We start from the raw sequence: 21035 nt of genomic DNA, 5'->3' as shown, positions 1-21035 counted from the left end.
GTTCCGTTTTAAATGAGGAAACTGTCTGAGTGTATTAGAAATCGTTAACAAAGAACTTAACTGCAATATGGCTAATTTATTGTAGTAGTTGTCATACTGAAATTACTTATTATAAAGATAGTTAGTTCTTTCTTTACGATTTCTTATATACGAGTTTTTCATCGTTTAAAACGGAATATATTTTGAGAAACAGTATAGTAAGCGTTCGCGGGACATTGAAAATAGAAATGGGAAATTTGGACTTCATGCTTTTGTACTGTTGATGAACATGCGCAACTTTTATTCCATTGAGTAAAGTGGTTTTGTCTGTTGCAAATGTCTAATTTCCAATTTAAATTACGATCCATGAACGGCGACAGCTTATTTATTTTCGGTCAAAGTGCCACGTCTGACAGCATCGATCCCAAATTTTTCGATTATGGTGTCAACAGCCTTTTCAACCCTTTCCCAATTTGTCCCTTTTTTTTCTTTTTGTTCAAAAAGCGCCAGCTGAAATGGCACAGTCGATGGCATTAAACCTGATGCTCCGACCCCGATGAGCCTGATTTTTGTTTTTGGTCTGTAGGTTAAAAGCAACCGGCAAGCAGTAGCATAAATCGTTTCCGATGATTGGGTGGGATGATCAAGGGTTGAACTCCTTGTGATCTGTTTAAAGTCTGCGTGCTTTAGTTTCAAAGTGATGGTTTTTGCTTTAACTTTTTGTCTTCTTAGCTCCCTTCCTACTTGTTCGGAATGTTTTAATAGAAATTTTTTTAAAATTGCAGGATTCCGGGTGTCTTGTGTAAGCGTATGCTCGGTGCTGACTGATTTTCGTTGCGTAAAAGGAATTACCGGAGAGATGTCAATACAATTCGAAAGTTCTATCAGGCGTTTGCCGGACTTTCCGAGTTTATGAAGCAACATTTTTTCCTCAAATTTTTTTACATCGCCAAGGGTCGTAATACCAAGGTTTATAAGGTGACTGCCGGTCTTTTTGCCTATGCCCGGTACTCTATTAATCGGTAGTGTTTTAATAAATTCGCGGGCTTCCTCAGGCCTGATAATGAAAAGACCATCGGGTTTGTTCATATCCGAGGCAATTTTAGCAAGAAACTTGTTTGGCGCAATTCCTACCGAGCAGGTCAGATTGGTTTTTTTCTTTATGTTTTCCTTCAGGTGAATACCGATCTCCTGCGGTGATCCCAACAGCCTTTCAGCACCGGTAATATCCATGTAGGCTTCGTCAATGGAGACAGGTTCTACCAGAGGAGAAAAATCGCAGAGCAGCTTCATGATTGTTTTTGACACTTCTTTGTATCTTTTTATTCTCGGTAGGACAAACACCCCTTGGGGACACTTTTGTTTGGCCATAAATACGGGCATGGCAGACCGGACACCGTATTTTCTTGCCTCATAGCTTGCCGCTGAAACAACGCTCCTGTTTGATTGTCCTCCCACAATCACACATTTTCCTTTAAGATCAGGATTGTCCAACTGTTCAACCGAAGCATAGAAGGCATCCATATCTATATGAAGTATCATGCGGCTTGACCTGTAATAAATATAGGAAGTTGAAACAGAGCTGATTTTTTGATTTTAGTTTCTACCGAGAAATAACCTAATTCGCATATTATATAAAGCCGCTATAAGAGGTCAACCTTTTACTTTTAGGTAAGCGTTCATGGTTCAACGTTCAAAGGTTCAAGATTGCCTTTCCACTCATTCCGGCGCTCTACTCCAACTGCCGGTGTGTAGGAAGCGGAAAAGAGACCCCTCTTTATGATCTCTGATGCGATATCGGGCTCTGGTCATCGGGCACTCATATGTCGGTGCTTAAGTGTCGTGTGTACGTTCCACAGCGAAGTATGGGAACGAGAGCAACCTCTCTGTGAACGGTTATTAATTTTTTAACGTTGCTTCCCTATATTTTCTGACCTGACCGGCCAAAATAGAAGCCAAATCCTTATTTTCAAGATTATCTTCAATCAGCCGCTCAAAGGCGCTGCCAATTACTACTCCGTCTGCAACGGATGCGACGGCCGCCACATCATCTGTGGTGGAAATACCGAATCCAACACAAACAGGAAGAGAAGTTACACTGCGAAGAGAATCTACCTGCCGGCCTATACTTTCTGTTTTAAGCCCGCTGCTTCCGGTAACCCCGGTCTTTGAAACAAGATAGATAAAGCCCCGTGCATCTGCCGTAATTTTCCTCATCCTATCCAAAGGCGTAGTTGGAGCTATCAAACGAATCAAAGCCAGGTCAGATCCCGGCCAGGTTCCTGTCATTTCATCCGACTCTTCCGGTGGAAGATCAACCACCAGAACACCATCGGTACCCACAGCCAGAGCATCCCTATAAAATTCCTCATTTCCATAGGCATATATGGGATTGTAGTAGCTGAAAAGAATGATCGGAACTGCTGTCTCTTCCCGAAGCTTTCCTGTCATTGAAAGAACAGCTTCTAAATTTGTCCCTTTTTCAAGCGCCCTGGTAGATGACTTTTGAATTACTGGCCCGTCTGCCGTAGGGTCTGAAAACGGAATCCCCAGCTCCAAAACATCAATACCTGCCCTGCACATGGAAGCAACCATATCAAATGATGCCCGCATGTCAGGATCGCCTGCCGTTACAAACCCCACCAGCGCTTTTTCGCCTTTTTTTTTCAATTCTTCAAATGTTCTATCTATTCGGTTCATTATCCGTAACTTCCTTTAAATGGGAAAAAACAATTCCAAGATCTTTATCCCCTCTTCCTGAAAGATTTACTACGATAATCTCATTGCCTGGCCGTGTACTTGCATACCCGGCTGCCCATGCAACTGCATGGGAACTCTCAAGTGCCGGGATTATCCCTTCAAGAGAGCAAAGCATTTGAAATGCTTCCAGGGCCTGCCTGTCATCGATCGATACATAACGGACTCTATCTAAATCCTTTAATAATGAATGCTCCGGCCCGACACCCGGATAATCCAGGCCTGCCGAGATCGAATGAGCTTCCATAATCTGGCCGTTCTCATCCTGGAGCAGGTACGATTTCGACCCGTGAAGAACCCCCACACTCCCTTTTGAAAGTGTGGCGGCATGTTTTCCACTCTTTATCCCGGACCCGGCAGCCTCGACTCCAACCATTTTCACCTGATCACTCATAAAAGGATAAAAAAGCCCCATGGCATTGCTTCCTCCGCCCACACAGGCAACAAGCATGTCAGGCAGCTTCCCTGCAGATTCGAGAATCTGCTTTCTGGTTTCCTCGCCAATTACCTTTTGAAAATCCCGAACCATTACCGGGTAAGGATGAGGCCCTGCAACCGATCCGATCACATAAAACGTATCGGAAACCGCACCTACCCAGTAACGCATGGCCGCATTCATTGCATCTTTTAAAGTCGAAGTACCGGAAACCACTTTTATTACTTCGGCGCCCAGAAGCTTCATCCGCTTAACATTTGCCGCCTGCCGTCGGATGTCTTCTTCACCCATAAAAATACGGCACTCCATCCCAAAAAGTGCGGCCACAGTTGCCGTTGCAACTCCATGCTGACCTGCTCCGGTCTCGGCAATTAATTTATCTTTCCCCATCCAATTTGCCAGAAGTGCCTGGCCGATTGTGTTGTTGATTTTGTGCGCACCGGTATGAGCAAGATCTTCCCGCTTCAGATAAATCGATGCACCTTTAAAGTGATTGCTCATGCGTTTTGCATGGAACAGTGGTGTCGGCCGCCCCGCATACCTCTCCAGCAGAGCAAAAAACTCTTCCTGAAAAGCTTTGTCCGGTAAAAACTTATTGCAGGCCGCTTCAAGCTCCAGGACTGCCGGCATAAGAGTCTCTGCAACATATCTCCCGCCGTATGGCCCGAAATGGCCTTTTGAATCAGGCATCACTCCTTTTTCATATCTTACGACATTTTCAAACAAAGTATTGCCTTGCATTAAAAAATCCTCCTTGCTTTTCTTTTAAGATCACACATTGAAACAGCCCGAATAAAAGCCCCCACCTTGCCGGTATCTTTCAGGCCCGGTGAAATCTCCACGCCTGAACTGACATCCACGGCATCCGGGGTGCTTTGTTTAACAGCATCTGATACATTTGCCCGAGAAAGCCCGCCGGCAAGTATAACAGGGTAGTTTCCCACCAAATGTCTTGCTTTCTCCCAATTCCATGAAACGGCATTGCCGCCGGGAAGTGCTCCGCCGCCGCATTCCACCAGAAACGCCGATGGTTCAAAATCATTTGCGTTTTCAAAAGTTGGCATTGACCTTAAAAATAACGTTTTGATCACCTTAAGCTTCTCTTTGCGAAGACGACTGACAAGTTCCGGTGATTCCTGCCCATGGAGCTGTACCGCATCAAGCAAGCATCGCTGAACCTTTTTCAATATAAAAGAAAAGGATTCATTTACAAAAACGCCCACTGTAACAGCAGTGGAAGAAACGGCCCTGCATATATTTCTGGCTTTGTCGTCAGTCACATGCCTTGGGCTTTTTGGATAAAAAACACACCCAATAGCATCGGCTCCAAGGGCGATGCATTCCAGTGCATTTTCTACCCTTGTCAACCCGCAAACTTTTATCTGGGGGATGTGGATGTTGCCCGTTGTTCGCTTTTTATTATTCCTTTGCATATGCCTAATACCGATTTACTGAAGAACCAAAAAGTTATGTTTGCAGATAAATATCGAATATCGAACAAGGGATTACGAATGATGAAGTGTGGAATCGCTTGGCTCTATCTTTTTATTTTATAAATAATGACAGCATACCTCACTTCGACATTCGATATTCAAATTTTCTCTGCTCAGTCTATGAGCACACACAGGCAGGTACAAAAAATACATATTTCACAATCTATCTCTCAGAAGGGCCCGTAAAAAGGCCTTTGCATCCGGTGCCATAACCAGGCTTTCGCCGATCAGAAAGTTCCGGATCCCGGCATCCATGAGTTTTTCAATATTTTCCCTTGACTTTATCCCGCTTTCCGCCACGGCGATCTGAACCGGCGATAGAAGAGATGCAAGCCGGACAGCATTTTCGACATCCGTCTTAAAAGAACTCAAATTGCGGTTGTTAATCCCTATCAGTTTTGCACCTGCCATAGCCGCTGCTTCAATTTCTTCTCTGGAATGCGTCTCCACCAGGACATCCATACCGATCTTGGCACAAAGATTTATATAATCTTTAAGCTGTTGTCTGGAAAGAATCCGCACAATAAGAAGCACGGCATCAGCCTCCATGACTGAAGATTCATAAATTTGGTACGAAGAAATTATAAAATCTTTTCGAAGCACAGGAAGTGAAGTGGTTTTTCTTGCCTTTTTAAGATCTTCAATACTTCCCTTAAAATAGCAGCGGTCTGTTAAAGCCGACAGGGCGCTTGCACCTCCCAGCTCGCAGTCCAAAGCATATTTGGCCACGTCCAGATCGGGTCGAATCATTCCTTTAGAGGGGGAGGCCCGTTTGATTTCGGCAATTACATTCACTCCGGATGACTCCGGCTTTGAAAGTCGTTTTAGAAAGGAGCGCCTTCTCTTCAGGTAAAACGCCTTCTTGCGAAGCACACTTTCCGGCAGCCGTTTTTTGGCCTCAGCGATTTCCTGTTTTTTTTGTTCAACGATCTTTTGTAAAATGTTCATCCCGGTTATCCATTTCTCCTGGTGAATCTGACAAGTGCCTCAAGTTTATCCGCAGCTGCACCGCTGTCTATGGAACCCTTGGCAAGATCGATTCCCTGCATAAAGTTTTTGGCTTTTCCGGCAGCTACCAGGGCGGCTGATGCATTCAAAAGTACCACATTTCTTTTTGTACCCTTTTCACCACTGAGTATTTTTTTGGTTATATCTGCATTTTTTTCAGGACCGCCTCCGATAAGCTCTTTAGCGTCAGCTTGCTTTTCAAAAAACTGCTCTGGGGTAATATCGTATGTACGAATAAGGCCGTCTTGAAGTTCTGAAATCCTTGTTGAGGCACAAACCGATATTTCATCCAGCCCGTCATGCCCGTGGACAACAAAGGCTCGCTTTGCTCCAAGAAGCTTAAGGGCATTTGCAACCATCTCAGTCAATTCAGGTGCGTACACTCCAAGGAGCTGGTATTTAACCCCGGCCGGGTTGGTCAGCGGGCCCAGCATGTTGAAGATGCTACGAAGCCCGACTTCTTTCCTAGCACCGGCAACATATCGCATCGCGCTGTGATACAGCGGTGCAAAGAGAAATCCGATGCCGATTTCAGCTACGGCTTCTTCAACTATTTCAGGGTGCAAATCCAGCTTCACACCAAGTGTTTCCAGCAAATCAGCGCTTCCGCATTTACTGGAAACCGAGCGGTTACCATGCTTTGCGACTGTTACGCCGCAACCTGCCACAACGAACGCCGCAGTCGTTGAAATATTGAAAGTCTGCAAACCGTCTCCTCCTGTTCCGCATGTGTCGACAACCGCAGGTGATGAAACTTGAATCCGCAAAGCCTTCCGTCGCATTGCAGTTGCCGCGCCTGCAAGCTCTTCAATGGTTTCCCCCTTAGTTGCGAGCGCTGCCATAAATGCCCCGATTTGCGCATCAGTGATATTGCCTGATAAAATTTCGTATATCATAAAAGACATTTCAGTTTCGTTCTGGTCGTTTCCCTGAACAATTTTGTTTAGTTTTTCACGAAACATAATTTGTATTCTCCGTCGCAATTATATTCAAAAAATTCCTTAAAATCCTCTTACCCACTGGTGTCATGATTGATTCAGGATGAAATTGAATTCCCTCCGTGGGGTGCTTCTTGTGCCGAATTCCCATTATTTCTCCGTCTTTCGACCGTGCGCTGATTTTAAAGCACTTGGGAAGGCTCTTTTTTGAAACCGCAAGTGAATGATACCGCATGGCCTTAAAAGGCTTGCACATCCCTTGAAACAGCGCTTTCCCATCCGATGTGATGGTTGAAGTCTTTCCGTGCATCAGCTTTTTTGCCGATACGACTTCTCCCCCAAATGCAGCAGCAATCGCCTGATGCCCAAGGCATATTCCAAGAATGGGAATTTGTCCGGAAAACTCCTTCACTACAGAAAGCGTCACTCCCGCAGACTCCGGCCTGCCGGGCCCGGGAGATATAACAATCCCTGCCGGACCTATAGCTCCAATTTCTGACGAAGAAATAACGTCATTCCTGAATACGCTCACCGGAGCACCCAGAGCTTCAATGTGCTGCACCAGGTTGTAGGTAAAAGAATCATAGTTGTCTATCATGACTATCATTTCGATTTCTCCTTAAAGCCCTTAACCAAAGCTTGGAAGTTATGAACTGTAAGCTATGTGTTGTCATCCATCAGCTCCAGCGCTTTTTGCAAAGCCATGGCCTTATTAACGGTTTCAACCCGTTCTTTCTCCGGATCGGAATCCGCCACAATCCCAGCCCCAGCACGAACCGTCAGCTGCCCGTTTTCGATGCAGGCGGTCCTGATTGTAATAGCCATATCCATGTTTCCGTCAAAAGAAATATAACCGACCGCCCCGCCATACGCTTTCCTAGGTTCCTGCTCAAGTTCATCAATAATTTCCATGGCCCTTACTTTGGGCGCTCCGGACAAGGTGCCGGCCGGAAATGTCGAGGAAAGAAGATCCCATGCATCAAAACCGGATTTTAAATCACAGCATATGTTTGAAACCAGATGCATGACATGTGAATACCGTTCCACAACCATAAGGTCGGTCACCTGCACGGTTCCGGTTTTTGCTACCCGCCCAAGATCATTTCTCCCCAGATCGACCAGCATCAGGTGTTCCGCCCGTTCTTTTTCATCCTTTAAAAGTTCATCTGCATTTGCTCGGTCTTTCTGTTCATTTTCACCCCTGGGGCGGGTCCCTGCAATGGGTCGAAGAGTTGCAATCCTCTTTTCCAGTCTTACCATTGTCTCCGGGGAAGATCCTACCAGTGCCAGATTGTCCAGATGAAGGAAATAAAGATATGGAGATGGGTTGATGAATCGCTGCACACGATATAATGACCACAGGTCCAAAGGAGCTTCGCATGCAAAGGGTTGAGAAATAACGGCTTGGATAATATCTCCTTGTTTGATATGCTTTTTAACTTTTTTAACCTTTGATCGAAAGACTTCATCTTGCAGCACGGCAGTCAGCTTATCGCTTTTCCCGGTAACCAAATTTGCTGCGGTAAGATGAATCTTTAAATTCTGCTTCATTTTGGCCAGTATGGCCTCGATACGCATGATTGCGTCTTCGTATATTGTATCCGCATCTTCTTTCCCGTCCGTAAAGGAAATGACAACGCAAAGTAACATATTACGGACATTGTCGAATATAAGGAGTTCATCGGGCATGATGAAATGAGCAAGAGGCTTGTCTGGTGGTAACCGGTTGGGAATCGCCTCAAAGAAAGAGACCATCTCATATGTCAAATAGCCAACCAGCCCTCCCCAGAATCTCGGAAGCCCCGATACATTGGCAGGTTTAAACCTTTTCATAAAATTTCTAAGTACAATGACCGGGTTCTTTTGATGAGCAATCTTTTCCAAACATCCGTTATTTTCTATCTCAACAAAATTCTGATAAACCCTGATATGACTGTGGGCTGATGCGCTCATAAAACTGTATCTTCCCCACCGCTCACCGCCTTCCACGCTTTCAAAAAGAAAGACCGGCCCCTTGTTTTTATATATTTTTCTCAAAAGAGAAACAGGTGTTTCCGTATCTGCCAGAATCTCTGCACAGACCGGAATGACATTATAATCTCCAGCCAGTTCACCGAACTGCTCTTTATTGGGAAAACGATGTAACTGCATATTTTTTTCCTTTTGCTTAAATAAAAAAAGGCCGTGAAAAATTCCACGGCCCTTTAAAATAAAAAAACCGTGGGCTGGGATTGCCCACGGTCTGATAATTTTAATCTATTATATAAAAATAATTTTACGAGGCAAACCCTGATTACAGCATCTGCCACCACCAATTATTTAAGTCAGTGTTGTTAATAGTGGTATTTTGAATATTATATGCTTCCATTTTTTCTCCAAAGATGTTTAAATGTTATCTAAATCATATTGCTCTTGTCAAGCTTTTTTACTGTGTTTTTAGAGTTAGCGCATTTGAAAATTGAAGCTTTCCGCCGCAAGGGGACATGGTATTTGAAAAACACAACAAAATAAGGATAAAATTGACTCTTTTCGGGAATGCATTGAATTTTATGGTATTTTAGAAGCTCGAGTATGTTAAAAAAAATAATAAAAATAATCGGCTTGTCCATTCTTTTACTAAGTGCCGGATTAATTGTTTACGGTTGGTATCTGTCGGCCAAAGTGGAAAAGCGCTTTGCCGGGAGACGGTGGAGTATTCCTTCCACTGTTTTTTCTGATATCACCACGTTATATCCCGGACAGCGAATCAATCGCGTCCTTTTTAATAAAAAGCTAAACAGCCTGGGATATCGTGAAGTTTCTCATACCCCCTTGAATAAAGGGGAGAAAAAAACAGCACCTTCTGAAGTAACCATTTATCTTCACGATCTTAAAATACCCTCCCTTTCCCGGAAAGGCTTTCCGGTAAATATCCGATTTCTCCAAAACAAAATAGAGGCCATTAATCGCACCGATATCGGAAAACCTATTCCAATACTGGAACTGGAACCGGAGGAAATCATGCGGTTTTTCGGGCCGGAGCGGGAAAAGCGACATCTTGTTTCCATTCAACAGGTTCCCGAAGATCTCATCTATGCCGTGCTTGCTGCAGAAGATGGCCGTTTTTACCAGCACCATGGAATTGATCCGCGGGGCATTCTCAGGGCACTTCACACCAACCTGCGTCATGGTGCAATCCGGCAGGGGGGATCTACTTTAACCCAGCAGCTTGCGAAAAATTATTTTTTAACCCCGGAAAGAACAATCTCACGGAAAATCAACGAAGCCATCCTTTCTATCATCATTGAAGCCATATATGAAAAAGATGAAATTCTTGAAATATATTTAAACGAAATTTACCTGGGACAAAAAGGATCGGTCTCCATCAATGGGGTTGGCGAAGCCTCCTCTTTCTACTTCGACAAGCCGGTCAGTAAGCTTTCATTGCCTGAAGCAGCCACAATTGCAGGATTGATCAAAGGGCCGAATCATTATTCACCATATGTTGACAAATTCCGCTGCCGGGAAAGAAGAAATAGGGTGCTGCATGCCATGCACCGGAAGGGTTGGATCAGCAATGATAAGCTTGAGGGGGCGTTGTCGGCAAAAGTTGAACCTTCGGGTTTTAACCTTCAACAAAAAAAAGCACCGTATTTTATCGATTACCTATACAAACAAATAGAAACACTGTACCCTGTCAAAGTTTTAAACAGCCTGGGTCTTTCCATTTATACCACGCTTGATACACAGGTTCAGGCAGCGGCAGAACTTGCCCTGGAAAAGGGCCTCGCCCGGCTGGAAAAATCAATTCCGGCCTTACGGCGGGAAAAAGTTGCAGAAAAACTACAGGGTGCCGTCATAGTGGTGCAACCCAAAACAGGATACATATTGGCCATGGTTGGGGGCCGCAATTACGCCGCAAGCCAGTTTAACCGTATTACCCAGAGCCGAAGACAACCCGGAAGTGCATTCAAGCCTTTTGTTTATTTAACCAGCCTTGAAGAATTCAATCCTGCGTCCAGGTTTTCCAACGACATAAAAACTTATGTGGTCAATAATAAAGAGTGGGCGCCTCAAAACTTTTCTCCCTCAGATGAACTTAGGGTCAGCATGAGGATGGCCCTGGCAAAATCCCATAATCTTGCAACGGTTGACCTGGCCATGAAAACCGGCCTTGATAAGATTGTTCACACAGCCACACGGTTTCATTTCTCAACCCCTGTTAAGCCATACCCCTCCCTTGCTCTGGGTGCGTTTGAGGTTATACCCATTGAACTGGCACGCGCTTATTGCGTTTTTGCGGCAGACGGCATGCTGCCTTATCCATTGTCTTTGAAAGACGTGACTGACGAAAACAAAAAACTGCTGAAACAAAAGCACATGCATATTCAGCGTTTGACCAGTCCCGCAAAAGCATTTATGATAAGTTCCATGCTCCGCAGCGTGACAACTGATGGAACTGCAAGATCTTTACTCAGCAGAGGCATATCGTGGCCGGTTGCAGGCAAGACAGGAACAACGAATAATTTCAGGGACGCCTGGTTTGTGGGATATACTCCCGATATCATGGCCCTGGTATGGATTGGATTTGACAACCAGGACTCCATTTTTACCACAGGTTCGGTCGCAGCGCTCCCCATCTGGGCGGACCTTATGAATTCTGTTCCCCAGTATGTATCCGAAAACTGGTATAAAACACCTCCAGGCATCGTAAAAAAAACAGTCTGTTCAGAAAGCGGTCTGCTCGCACATAAGGGTTGCCCGGAAAGTATGGAAGAAATATTTCTTAAAGAAAATGTGCCGACCGTTTTTTGCCCGATTCATAATAAACCCGGTTTATTTAGAAGATTATTTAATTTCACGAGAAAAGAGGAATATGACACCAAGAATTAAATGGCTGAATATCCTTTTGGCAGTAACGGTGTTTTTTTCGGCAGTCGGGTGTGTGAAACCCGCCTTAACCCCTGAACCGCCACCACCCCTTGAATCATCCGCCACACCACGGGTACTTGCATCCTTGCAATTAACCGAGCAAGGCAGAAGCCTCCTGAAGCAAGGTAAACCTGATGCCGCCATCCGGGTTCTCGAACGGGCCATCAACCTGAACCCCGGGAGTGGTGAAAATTACTACTACCTGTCAGAAAGTTGGCTGAAAAAAGGTGAGGCAAAACAGGCCAAAGAGTTTAATCACCTGGCGGAAATTTATTTAAATGAATTCCCGGATTGGACGGTTCGCATAGCCAGACAAAAGGACCGAATTCAGGAGTTGGAAAAGTAAAAAGGCTTAAAGCTTGGCTTTAAAGATATTTACAGCAACGTTATGTCGGGTGATCCTGAACACTTCCCGGCGTTTTGCCTACCCTTTTGCCCCCGCGCTTAGCAGAGGGCTTGGTGTTGAGCTGACTGCAATTACTTCTCTGATCGCAGCAAACCAGGTGACAGCTCTGTTCGGTATCTTCTTCGGGCCTGCTGCCGATCGCTTGGGATACCGGCTGATGATGCTGGCTGCCTTGGCAATGTTGGCCCTTGGGATGTTTGCCGGAGGCTTTTTTCCTTTCTACGGTGTTATCCTGATTGCATTGTTTCTGGCGGGATTAGGCAAAACTATTTTTGACCCGGCTGTTCAGGCTTATGTCAGTGAAAGGGTGTCCTTTAAGAAGCGAGGCCTCGTGATAGGCTTGATTGAATACAGCTGGGCGTTAAGCACCCTAGTGGGGATGCCCCTGATTGCTTTTTTAATCGACCGTTTCGGCTGGCGTTCGCCTTTCATTGTTTTGGGTGGATTAAGTCTGCTGGGAATGATTATACTGGCCGGGGTGATTCCACGGGATGATAAAAAAAATGGCTCGCATCAGGCTTCCATTGGTATTTGGCGCGCATGGCGACAACTGATCAGGAAACGCGCAGCCCTTGGGGCCCTTGGATTTGCTTTTTTTTTAAGCGCTGCAAACGATAATCTTTTTGTGGTGTATGGCGCGTGGCTTGAAAAATCTTTCGATCTGAGCATTATTGCCATTGGAATGAGCACAGGGCTGATCGGCCTGGCCGAATTATCGGGTGAAACGCTGACAGCCGCTTTTGCCGACCGTTTCGGGATAAAACAGACTGTGAATATTGCCCTGATCCTGTGTGTAATGAGCTATGGGATATTACCTTTTTTAGGACTAACTTTGCCCATGGCTCTCGCCGGCCTGTTTTTCATCTTTTTGACTTTTGAATTTACCATGGTTACAGGCATTTCTCTTTCCACGGAACTTCTGCCTGAATACCGTGCAACCATGATGTCCGGTTTTTTTGCGGCAGCCGGCTTGGGAAGGATTGTCGGGGCGCTGATGGGCGGTCATATATGGTTGGCTGGCGGAATAGCCGTCACCTGTTTTACTTCCGCCGCTGTCACCTTTTTAGGACTGGCGTCACTGACCTGGGGATTGCAGGGATGGCGACAGTAAAAAGCAATTTTCGTTTAGCATTTGAGCAATTGTCGCAAGGCGTGTCCCTCGATTCCCATGAATAGGTTGTTAAAATTCCAGGCAGCCCCTCTATCCAGCGTGTCGATGGTCTATATCTTTCGGGACTTAAGGAGATGTGAGGCGAGCCTGACCTTTTATCCAGATTTGTCGAGGTTGGCTTTTTCGTGCCAGACTTCAAGAAGGGCCGGCCAGCCATTGAAAGTAATAGATTTTCCTGTACACTCACAAATTACTGTCTTGCCGTCAAGCCTGATAAATTTTACTTCCACCGGCAAAATTTGTTCATCCTGGTGGAGAAGATCCATCCGCTTTCTACTCACCGCGTGATAATCCGGATGGACAATTTTCCAGTATGATTTCCCCATAAGCTTGTCAGGACCGGTTGCCCCAATCATTTTCACTGCAGCCGGGTTTGCAAACACAATTCTTTCATCTGCCCACACCACCACGGCATCCGGTATCATATCCATCAGGTTGCGATAGCGCCGTTCACTTTCGGTTAATGCGGTCTCTGCCTTCTTGCGCTCGGTGATGTCATGAATAACCGTTTGGATCATGATTTTGTTCTGTTCTTTGAAAGCTGTATCGGTGGACTCGACGTTTATCACCCGGTCGTTTAAGGTGATTAATCTGTGTTCCCTGAAAGGGGTGACCTGCCTCTCTTTAACCAACCTTCTCATATGTTTTTTAAACCCTGCCCGATCGTCCGGGTGAACCAAATCTGCATAAGGTCGACCAATCATCTCCTGCGAGCCTGAAGCACCAAAGAGTTTCACCCCGGCCGAATTGACATACTGAAGTTTACCTTTGTGGTGCAAAAGAATGGTGTGGGGCGAAATTTCCACCAGCCGCCCGCACTGTTTCTCCGACAGGTAGAGCCTTTGTTGAGCTTGTTTCCGTTCGCTTGCCGCATTCAGAATTACAATAAAAGAATTTCCGCCTTGGTCTTTAATCGGAATTATGTTCAGCAAAACTTTCCTGCCGTTAATAGCAACCGACAAATTGTCGGATATTGCATTTATCGGGTCAGCGGCAGGCACAAACAGGTCTTTGACTCCTTTTAAATGATTCTCTCCAAAAAGATCTGTAAAATAGCTGCCGAGGAGTTTTTCTTCTTTAATACCTGATAGGGAAATCGCAACCGGGTTTGCATAAATAATTTTTCCGTCCGCTGTCAGTTCAAGAATTCCTTCGATCTTATTTTCTATGATAACTTGAAGATGATTCCTGGTGGAAAGGAGCTCTTTTACCACCTCTCTTTTATGAATATCTTCAACACCAATTACTTTATGGGCAAACTCGCTTAGATCTCCCTTTTTCCATTTCTCAAGTAGGGTAAGGACATGGGCCGACATTTTATCAATCGGTCCCTTGGCAATGCATGCATCAGCACCAAATTCCGTAAAATCGAACTTACCCTCGGCAGCTACGGATGAAAGGATAACAACGAAGGCATCTTTCACCTGCGGCATGCTGCGGACAATCTTGCAAAGCTTTTCTCCGCTAATATTAGGAATGATCAGATCAATAAAGATGACATCCGGATAGAATGTTTTTAAAACATCTATTGCGGATATACCGTCTTGTGCCGTTTGAACTTCAAAGCCTTCTTTTTCAAGCAAAGCGGCCATAAACGTTTTCATCATCCGGTGATTATCCACCACCAGCATTTTTTCTTTCACTGAAAAATCCCCCAATGATTCATTAAGTGGTTGAATGGCTTAACGTGACAAGCTAAGCGTTCAGCCCGCCTCCGACCACCCTGTTTCTTCCTTCGGATTTTGCCTGGTAAAGATACTTATCTGCAAGGTTTATTAAGGTGTCAAACGAAATTTGATTATCGGCATTCACCGAGTCAAATCCTGCGACGCCAAAACTGGCGGTAATTTTGATTTTTTTTGTACCGATAGCGAATTTTTTTTCAGAAATAACCCTGCGAAGTCTTTCCGCCAAATTTAAAGCGCCATCCAAACCGGTTTCGGGAAGTGTAACCAGAAACTCTTCACCTCCGTACCTAGCCAGCATGTCAACTTTGTCCCTAATGGATTTATTTATGCGCCTGGAAAATTCTTTTAATACCATATCTCCTGGTTGATGACCGTATGTATCGTTCACTTTCTTAAAATGATCAATGTCACACATGACAATAGAAAGGGGACGGTGGTATCTCGCTGCTCTTTGAATCTCCTGGGGAAGTCTCGTATTCAGGCATCCGCGGTTGGAACAACCGGTTAGAGGATCGGTTATAGATAAAATTCTGATCTCTTCATTTGCCTTTCTCAGAGCTCTTTCCTGTTCTAAAAAACGCCTTCCGGTGTTCAGTCGGGCAATCAGTTCAGCACGGTTGAAAGGTTTGGTTAAATACTCATCTGCTCCGGCTTTAAGCCCGGTGATAATGTCGTCCTGGGAATCTTGCGCAGTAAGAAGAACAATAAAAACATATCCCGGATTTTCCTTTTGCCGGATGACTCGGCACAGCTCCAGCCCGTCCATCTCGGGCATCATCCAGTCCGTCAGAACAATGGGAAAAAAGCTTTTTTCAAACAGGTCAAAGGCTTTCCGCCCGTTTTCCACGGAAACAACTTCGTGGCCCTCCTTTATAAGGGTCTTTTGTAAAAGCATCCGGGTGACTGCATCATCTTCTGCGATCAGTATGGGAAAGTTGATACCTGACATTTGATATTTATCCTTTGAAGTTGGTTATAAATTCGAAATACAATGGTATTGATTTGGTTCTGTATAGCCATTATGCGAATACCCATTTCCCAATTGCTTTAAAAACAAGCTCTCTTTTTATCGGTTTGGGGATATAGTCATCCATACCTGCTTCAAGGCACATCTCCCGGTCACCTTTCATCGCGTTGGCGGTCATGGCCACGATTGGAACACGAGCGGCGGGTTGCGAGTGGAGGATGGCGGGTTTTTCATCTTGTGCTGTGAGCTGTGAGCGATGAGCGATAAGCTCTTCCTCCCATTTTCTGATTTTGCCTGTTGCTTCCAAACCGTCCATTTCCGGCATTTGGATATCCATGAATATAAGATCGAAATCATCGGGAGAGTCTGTGTATTTTTCCAAAGCCATTTTACCGTTATGGGCCACTTCAACCTGGTAGCCGGCCTTTATTAACATCATCGTTGCAAGCTTTTGATTGACCGGATTGTCTTCGACCAGTAGAATGCTTACCGAGTGTTTTGCATCTTCTTTAATGGAGTGCCGGGTGACTATTTTCCTTTTGGCCGGTTTTTTCCCAGTGGCAGGCTTAGCTACCAACAGCTGCTGAATCATCTTTACCAGCTTTTTTCTGCGAACCGGTTTGGCTAAAAAGCCGTCAAATCCTGCATTTTCGCATTTTTTAGCATCCCGTTGCATCAAAGAAGAAAGGGCAAGCAGGAAGATGTGCGTCGCATGTTGCGGATTGTCGGCCGCAACCCGGTCTTCATAATTTCGAATTTTTCTTGCCACTTCATATCCATCCATTTCCGGCATCTGGACATCTGAAATGCAAAAGTCAAAGGGTTTTTTGGTTTCCATGGCCGCTTGAAGGGCAGGCAGGACTTGTTTCCCATGGGAAAGGGCAATCACATCCATTTTGACGGATTTTAAAGTATAGGTTAAAATTTCCAGGTTTCTCTGATTGTCATCAACAATGAGAGCCTTTTTACCGGCAAGGGTAACTGGAGCGCCTTTTTTTACCACTACTTTTTCAGCTTTTTTTAGCCAGGCAGTAAAGTGGAAAACACTTCCCGGGAATTGGCTGAGTGGTTGGGAGGTAGTGTGGTTGGGTGAAGGGCTTTGGGCCCAGACATCACCGTCCATTAGTTTAGATATTCTCTTGCATATGGAAAGACCCAGGCCTGTACCGCCGTATTTTCTGGTTGTTGAACCGTCTGCCTGCTGGAAAGGCTCAAAAATGCTTGTCAATTTGTCTTGGGGGATACCCACTCCAGTGTCGCGTATTTTAGCGTGAAGCAAAACCCTGTCTCCAGTTTCTTTATCTACTCCAAGGGAGAGTTCGATTTCTCCGGATTCGGTAAATTTGGGCGCATTCCCCATCAGATTGGTAATGACCTGCCTGTACCGTGTTGGGTCGCCTTGCACCATTGACGGAATATTATCGTCGATACGGCACAAAACCTCAATGGGTTTTGATTTAATCTTGGGGCGGATTAACTCACAAATATCATAGACAAGGAGTTCAGGATCAAATTCGATTTCTTCAAAATCGAGCTGACCGGATTCGATTTTGGAAAAATCGAGAATATCGTTAATCAATGAAAGCAAAGACTCACCGCTTCTTTTAACGGTGGCCACATAATCGCTCTGTTCTTCATCAAGATCAGTATCAAGCAACATGTCTGAAAAACCGATTACGGAATTCATGGGCGTTCGGATCTCATGGCTCATGTTGGCCAAAAACTCGCTTTTGGCCATACTGGCAGTCTCTGCCAATAAAGCCATCTCATTGGCTTGTTCAATGGCGTACTCTAGCTGACGGTTGGTTTCAGAAAGCTGTTCTTCAGCCTGTTTACGTTCGGTAATATCGGAATCAACGCCTCGATAACCGATCAGCCCACCTTTTTCATCAAGTAGCGGAATTCCGTTGGTCAAAAGACAAACCTGCTGACCGTCTTTGGTAACATTCCAGTTTTCTAAATCGCGTATCGGTTTTTTTTGTTTAGCAACCTCCCGGTAGATCGCCCCGGCTCTTTCCCTTTCATCAGGGCGCATGAAATCAAGAGGCGTTTTACCAATCACCTCTTTGGCACTGTAGCCCAAAAGCTCTTCCACCTTTCTCGAGATATAAGTACATACACCATTTTTATTCATCTCCCAGACGCAGTCAGACATACTTTCCGCAATGTCTCTAAATCGAGTTTCCGACTTGCTTAGAGAGTCCAACGACTCTTTAAGACGCATTTCTACTTTTTTGCGGCTGTCAAGATGATCTCTAACTGTGTCCGTCATCACATTAAAAGCCAAAACCAGATTTTGTATTTCATTTCCTTTATCAGTTTTCAACACATAGCCTGAAAGTTCCTTCACTGTGGACTGAGCCTTTGTTTGCAGCTTTTTTAACGGCTTAATCAAATAAAATGCCAGCCAGCTCCCCAGGGGTAAAAATATCAGCAGAATAAGCAAAACCGCATAAAAAATATTTTTTCGGTTTTGGTTGAGCAATTTTTGTGTCAGGCTGGTGTCCATTTCGACTATGACGCAAATGGTTTGGTCAATAATCTGTATGGGAGTATAAAAGAGAGCCTTTAATTCCGCTGTATGGTTTTGACGAATCAGCTTTCTCTTCTTGATACAGTTTTCCATGGTAGCGGGATCAATGCGGGCTCTCTTTCCATCAGAGATAGAGCTGGCCATTACATTATTCGACATGGCCAATAAAATGCCGGTATTGATTTCACGGGCAATTTTTTGGGCAAACGCATGGTTGATCCAGGTTCCAGCCATAATCGTACCGATTGCTTCACCGTACCATGTTATTGGCCCATAGGTTCTGATACCCCACCCTAGACTGCATTTTGACAGGTAGGTACTGCTTTTGCCGGCCAGCGCATTATTTACCGGCGCGATATCCTTTATGTCTCCCTGTTTGTTAGAATGAGTTTGACAAATGACTTTCTTATCCGCAGCTGTTATCCAGAGCATACCTATTTTCAGATCATGGGCTATGGTATGCATTATTTTTTTTAGAGGCTTGATATCTTCATTGGTATAATAGTAGATAAGTGCGTTTCTAAGTTCAATGTGTTCTTTCAAGGCCATTGACACGTCGGACAGTCTGTCTGTTTCTTCTTTCATTATTGCCTTGATCATGGTTTCGGTGCTTTTGGCAAAAACGGCTTCCTGTTTTTCTACTGCGGTTTTTAAAGAAAACGTACTGGCATAGTATGATAACGATGTCGTACTCAAGGTCACCAGAAAAATCAGCCCAATTATGTAGTATGCCAGACTTCCTTTTATTTTCATATGGGTATTTTTTAATTCCAAAACGTTACCATAAAAAGCAACAAACATGCCAATCCCAATGTCTTAGTTAATGGGAAAGTGTAATTATATTATTTTCAATTTATTCGATAAGATATGAGACAATATCCAACTATGATCATTTCTAAAGATAGGGAAAGGGAAAAGCCACGGGTATTAAGTATTACTTTATGTCAAAGTCTTGACGCTATACCGGCAGAAATACGACGGATACACGCTGATAATGCAGTAAAACGTTTTTGCATCAAGGTGGATGTCCAAGTAGAAAATTAACATGTCAGGTTGATCGCTGAGACAATTTTTTTTCTCCAAAATTCATGGGAAGAATAATGGCCAGAATGCTTAGTGCAAAGGCGATGGTAAACGACACGATTATCCATAACCAGTTCAACATATTTAGAGTTTGCCTGTTGATTTGCGCCATGAAAATGCTATAAACCGGACCGGCTTCAATAACAATAACCATTCCGATATAGCAGGCACAGAGTATCATAAAGACAAATCCGCCAAAACTTGTGACCGTCTGGGTTGGGTTTTCTGCCTTAAAGTCAGGGTATGCGGCACCTATGCCTATTCCCATTGCCACAATTCCGGGGACAAGAAAATAAACAGTGACAATTGAAAGAACCATCATAAAATGGGTGACATTAAGCAGAATATTGGTGAAAATAATAAGTATTTCAGCCAGAATAAGAAGAGGACAGTAGTAGATAAAAAACTTTACCCAGAGAAACTTTTTAAGGGTGCCCGGGGATGATTTTATAATCCAGAACGCATTTTTTTCTGAGCTGACTGCAGGATAAGCAAAACGTGCTGTGATTGCTGTCAGGACAAAAAGTGCAAGTCCCATGTTAAGAAAAGAAAGCAGGTTTTGGAGGTATACGGTTTTAATGGGCGATTTTTCAATGGGAAGTACGTTAAAGTTATAAATATAGATGACAACAAGTGCGGCAATAAGAAAAAGCTGTGACCATTGGGTCTGGTCACGAAAAAAGGCTTTGATCTCCTTTACTGCCAGTGCTCTGATCTGGCTTGGTAAAAATTTAAACAAATGGGAGCCAATGGCACTTTGTTTAATCAGACGTACCTGGGCGGACTGGCTTCTTGAAAACCCTTTAAAGTAAATGGCGTCTGCCACAATGATTAGGGTAAATACAAGTGTGCCGGTAAAACTTAGGGAAATAAAGGCATGAAATATTCCGTCGGCCACCGAACCGGAAAGAACCGTTTTAATACTGTCAAATGCCCACGTGGTAGGAAGAAGAGGAGATGACGGTGTCTTTAAGGCCGTTATATAAACAAGGACACTGTCAAAAATTTCAGGGTCAACCAGGAGCTCGGGTTTCAAAAAACGAATGGCAATATAAAGAACAACAAAAAAAGCCAGGCTTATAAAAATAAAAACGCTTTTCATTCGGTTTGCCGGAACAACAATAACTGCGAACATGACCAGAATAGTACTTAATGCAGATGCAGTCATAGACAGGGACATAAGGACCAGGAAGAAATCAAAATAGAAAAAAAACCCAGACCGGTAAACAATACCATAAGATATGAAAACTGGCAGCGTATAAATGATAACCATCCACGAACTGTCTATAGTACTGTCAATCCATCGTGCAGTAAAAATCTTATGGCTTGAAACAGGCAGAGAATGCACCAGGAGAAGATCTCTGGAAAGATACAGCTTTGAAAGAGATGTCAGAATACTGCTGAAAATAAGAAGAAAAAAAGAAGTAATCAGCAGCATGGAGAGAAGCTTAAAGGCAAGTATATCACCAATATCCTCGATTCCTTTAAAATAGGACAGGACACGAAGGGAGATGGCGAAAAGACCGGTCCAGAAAACCAGACCGATGATACCTATCAACAAGAATTTCATCGACCGCCCTCTGTTTTTTGTGGAGAAGCCGCTGTTCCTAATTGACGAAATCCTTGGCTTTAGTAATATTAAAATATCGTTCATTAATCGTTTAT

The 21035-nt window shown here is 44.3% G+C and carries 15 protein-coding genes; 3 read left to right on the top strand and 12 right to left on the bottom strand.

Features of this window, described 5'->3' with window-relative positions; translation table 11 throughout:
* Positions 1-360: 360 nt before the first annotated feature.
* From SWH54_13710 to SWH54_13675, 8 genes are all read right to left on the bottom strand, one after another.
* Positions 361-1521: a DNA polymerase IV gene (locus SWH54_13710; protein ID MDY6792312.1), complete on the bottom strand. Its 1161-nt coding sequence runs from the start codon at positions 1519-1521 to the stop codon at positions 361-363.
* Between the two features lie 357 nt (positions 1522-1878).
* Positions 1879-2679 carry a tryptophan synthase subunit alpha gene (gene trpA / locus SWH54_13705; protein ID MDY6792311.1) on the bottom strand — a complete coding sequence of 267 codons (801 nt, stop codon included), beginning with the start codon at positions 2677-2679 and terminating at the stop codon, positions 1879-1881.
* Entirely contained in the window at positions 2663-3913 is a 1251-nt protein-coding gene (gene trpB / locus SWH54_13700) for a tryptophan synthase subunit beta (GenBank protein MDY6792310.1), read from the bottom strand. The genes trpA and trpB overlap by 17 nt, the downstream gene beginning before the upstream one ends.
* The gene (locus SWH54_13695) at positions 3913-4605 is read right to left on the bottom strand and encodes a phosphoribosylanthranilate isomerase (GenBank protein MDY6792309.1); all 693 of its coding nucleotides are present in this window, start codon (positions 4603-4605) and stop codon (positions 3913-3915) included. The genes trpB and SWH54_13695 overlap by 1 nt, the downstream gene beginning before the upstream one ends.
* Positions 4606-4821: 216 nt before the next feature.
* Positions 4822-5613 carry an indole-3-glycerol phosphate synthase TrpC gene (gene trpC, locus SWH54_13690; GenBank protein MDY6792308.1) on the bottom strand — a complete coding sequence of 264 codons (792 nt, stop codon included), beginning with the start codon at positions 5611-5613 and terminating at the stop codon, positions 4822-4824.
* A gap of 5 nt (positions 5614-5618) precedes the next feature.
* Entirely contained in the window at positions 5619-6635 is a 1017-nt protein-coding gene (gene trpD / locus SWH54_13685; GenBank protein ID MDY6792307.1) for an anthranilate phosphoribosyltransferase, read from the bottom strand.
* A complete protein-coding gene (locus SWH54_13680) occupies positions 6625-7218 on the bottom strand; it encodes an aminodeoxychorismate/anthranilate synthase component II (GenBank protein MDY6792306.1) in 594 nt (197 codons plus the stop codon). The genes trpD and SWH54_13680 overlap by 11 nt, the downstream gene beginning before the upstream one ends.
* A gap of 53 nt (positions 7219-7271) precedes the next feature.
* On the bottom strand, positions 7272-8762 hold the full coding sequence (locus SWH54_13675) for a chorismate-binding protein (GenBank protein MDY6792305.1): 1491 nt from the start codon (positions 8760-8762) through the stop codon (positions 7272-7274).
* A 420-nt stretch (positions 8763-9182) separates the two neighbouring features.
* Here SWH54_13675 and SWH54_13670 point away from each other — a divergent pair, with 420 nt between their 5' ends.
* The 3 genes from SWH54_13670 to SWH54_13660 are packed head-to-tail and all read left to right on the top strand — an operon-like array spanning position 9183 to position 13039.
* Positions 9183-11483, top strand: a complete 2301-nt coding sequence (locus SWH54_13670) for a PBP1A family penicillin-binding protein (protein ID MDY6792304.1) — start codon at positions 9183-9185, stop codon at positions 11481-11483.
* Positions 11467-11868, top strand: a complete 402-nt coding sequence (locus SWH54_13665) for a tetratricopeptide repeat protein (protein MDY6792303.1) — start codon at positions 11467-11469, stop codon at positions 11866-11868. The genes SWH54_13670 and SWH54_13665 overlap by 17 nt, the downstream gene beginning before the upstream one ends.
* Positions 11869-11881: 13 nt before the next feature.
* On the top strand, positions 11882-13039 hold the full coding sequence (locus SWH54_13660) for an MFS transporter (protein ID MDY6792302.1): 1158 nt from the start codon (positions 11882-11884) through the stop codon (positions 13037-13039).
* A 155-nt stretch (positions 13040-13194) separates the two neighbouring features.
* Here the strand turns inward: SWH54_13660 and SWH54_13655 are convergent, their stop codons facing one another.
* The 4 genes from SWH54_13655 to SWH54_13640 all read right to left on the bottom strand — a co-directional run bounded on the left by SWH54_13655 (position 13195) and on the right by SWH54_13640 (position 20940).
* Positions 13195-14742, bottom strand: coding sequence for a PAS domain S-box protein (locus SWH54_13655; protein MDY6792301.1), 1548 nt, complete (start codon positions 14740-14742; stop codon positions 13195-13197).
* 52 nt (positions 14743-14794) lie between these two features.
* Positions 14795-15736 (bottom strand): diguanylate cyclase, encoded by a 942-nt coding sequence (locus tag SWH54_13650; protein MDY6792300.1) that lies wholly within the window; start codon positions 15734-15736, stop codon positions 14795-14797.
* Positions 15737-15806: 70 nt separating this feature from the next.
* Positions 15807-19040, bottom strand: a complete 3234-nt coding sequence (locus tag SWH54_13645) for a response regulator (GenBank protein ID MDY6792299.1) — start codon at positions 19038-19040, stop codon at positions 15807-15809.
* A gap of 295 nt (positions 19041-19335) precedes the next feature.
* A complete protein-coding gene (locus SWH54_13640; GenBank protein MDY6792298.1) occupies positions 19336-20940 on the bottom strand; it encodes a hypothetical protein in 1605 nt (534 codons plus the stop codon).
* Positions 20941-21035 lie beyond the last annotated feature (95 nt).

The organism is Thermodesulfobacteriota bacterium (assembly GCA_034189135.1).
In the GTDB taxonomy this organism is placed as follows: Bacteria; Desulfobacterota; Desulfobacteria; order Desulfobacterales; family JAUWMJ01; genus JAUWMJ01.
Note: the sequence above shows the minus strand (reverse complement) of the source record. Positions and strands in the feature narration are given on the sequence as shown.

Coding starts and splice junctions, on each gene's coding strand:
- trpB (MDY6792310.1), bottom strand. CDS start 3,913: ATGCAAGGCAATACTTTGTTTGAAAATGTCGTAAGATATGAAAAAGGA.
- SWH54_13640 (MDY6792298.1), bottom strand. CDS start 20,940: ATGAAATTCTTGTTGATAGGTATCATCGGTCTGGTTTTCTGGACCGGT.
- SWH54_13680 (MDY6792306.1), bottom strand. CDS start 7,218: ATGATAGTCATGATAGACAACTATGATTCTTTTACCTACAACCTGGTG.
- trpD (MDY6792307.1), bottom strand. CDS start 6,635: ATGTTTCGTGAAAAACTAAACAAAATTGTTCAGGGAAACGACCAGAAC.
- SWH54_13710 (MDY6792312.1), bottom strand. CDS start 1,521: ATGATACTTCATATAGATATGGATGCCTTCTATGCTTCGGTTGAACAG.
- SWH54_13645 (MDY6792299.1), bottom strand. CDS start 19,040: ATGAAAATAAAAGGAAGTCTGGCATACTACATAATTGGGCTGATTTTT.
- trpA (MDY6792311.1), bottom strand. CDS start 2,679: ATGAACCGAATAGATAGAACATTTGAAGAATTGAAAAAAAAAGGCGAA.
- SWH54_13665 (MDY6792303.1), top strand. CDS start 11,467: ATGACACCAAGAATTAAATGGCTGAATATCCTTTTGGCAGTAACGGTG.
- SWH54_13670 (MDY6792304.1), top strand. CDS start 9,183: ATGTTAAAAAAAATAATAAAAATAATCGGCTTGTCCATTCTTTTACTA.
- trpC (MDY6792308.1), bottom strand. CDS start 5,613: ATGAACATTTTACAAAAGATCGTTGAACAAAAAAAACAGGAAATCGCT.
- SWH54_13650 (MDY6792300.1), bottom strand. CDS start 15,736: ATGTCAGGTATCAACTTTCCCATACTGATCGCAGAAGATGATGCAGTC.
- SWH54_13675 (MDY6792305.1), bottom strand. CDS start 8,762: ATGCAGTTACATCGTTTTCCCAATAAAGAGCAGTTCGGTGAACTGGCT.
- SWH54_13695 (MDY6792309.1), bottom strand. CDS start 4,605: ATGCAAAGGAATAATAAAAAGCGAACAACGGGCAACATCCACATCCCC.